Origin of the sequence: Thiolapillus sp., assembly GCF_048562965.1 — a bacterium.
Classification (GTDB): domain Bacteria; phylum Pseudomonadota; class Gammaproteobacteria; order Chromatiales; family Chromatiaceae; genus Thiolapillus; species Thiolapillus brandeum_A.
Genome location: NZ_JBHNMF010001344.1, coordinates 1 through 685 on the forward strand (window position 1 = coordinate 1; position 685 = coordinate 685).

At 60.0% G+C, this 685-nt stretch carries 1 protein-coding gene and 1 pseudogene; both read right to left on the reverse strand.

Translation table 11 applies throughout. The features are described from left to right. Positions 1–27: 27 nt before the first annotated feature. Positions 28–216: a hypothetical protein gene (locus ACOCD2_RS24215; protein WP_293653583.1), complete on the reverse strand. Its 189-nt coding sequence runs from the start codon at positions 214–216 to the stop codon at positions 28–30. A 26-nt stretch (positions 217–242) separates the two neighbouring features. Next, positions 243–685: pseudogene (locus ACOCD2_RS24220) on the reverse strand (hypothetical protein); the annotation flags it as partial.

Here is a 685-nt window from a genome sequence, read left to right on the forward strand (position 1 = left end):
AGTGGGCGTCGATCTGGTAAACCAGCGTCAGGTACTTGTGCCCTTTCTTCCAGGCAATCTCATCGATGCCGATGGCCTGCACCCCGCTGAGATCCTGGTGGGCACGACCCCATTCAACCGCTGCCAGCTATGGAGAGCGAAGCGAAGGCTGGTAGACCCCAGTAGCCGCGAGGCCGCACTGTTTTCCCGGCGTGCCTTGCGCCAGAGGGAAAACAAAGTAGGCATCCGAACGCGGCGTCCAGTCATATGGGAGCCAAGTACGGAGCAGCAACGAGCTTGCGAAGTTGTTGCGCAGTGCTTGGTGACCAGGACGGCTGGGGCACAAATAGGTTGTCAAAGGCCGAGTCGATTTTGGGGACTGGGATGTTCCAAAATCTATCACGAGGCCGAAGACACGCTTGCGCCATCTCCACGGAGCGGAATACGCTTTCCCAGGAGGTTCGGAAGACTTCCGCCGTCTCCTTCCAGGAGAGCCGCCTGGCCCAGCTCGCCAGAAACCAGCCATAGGCTCTGGTCAGTGGCCGTTTCCCCATGGCCCAGGGCATTTGTTCCACGCGAATCCCACAGCTGGGGCATTCGACCCGGCGTGGGGCATACACCAGAAACACCTTGATCCCCCACAACGGAACAAACTCGAATCGGCGCTTCGCCAGTCGATCATAGCCTGGGCGATGGTGGCCGCAGC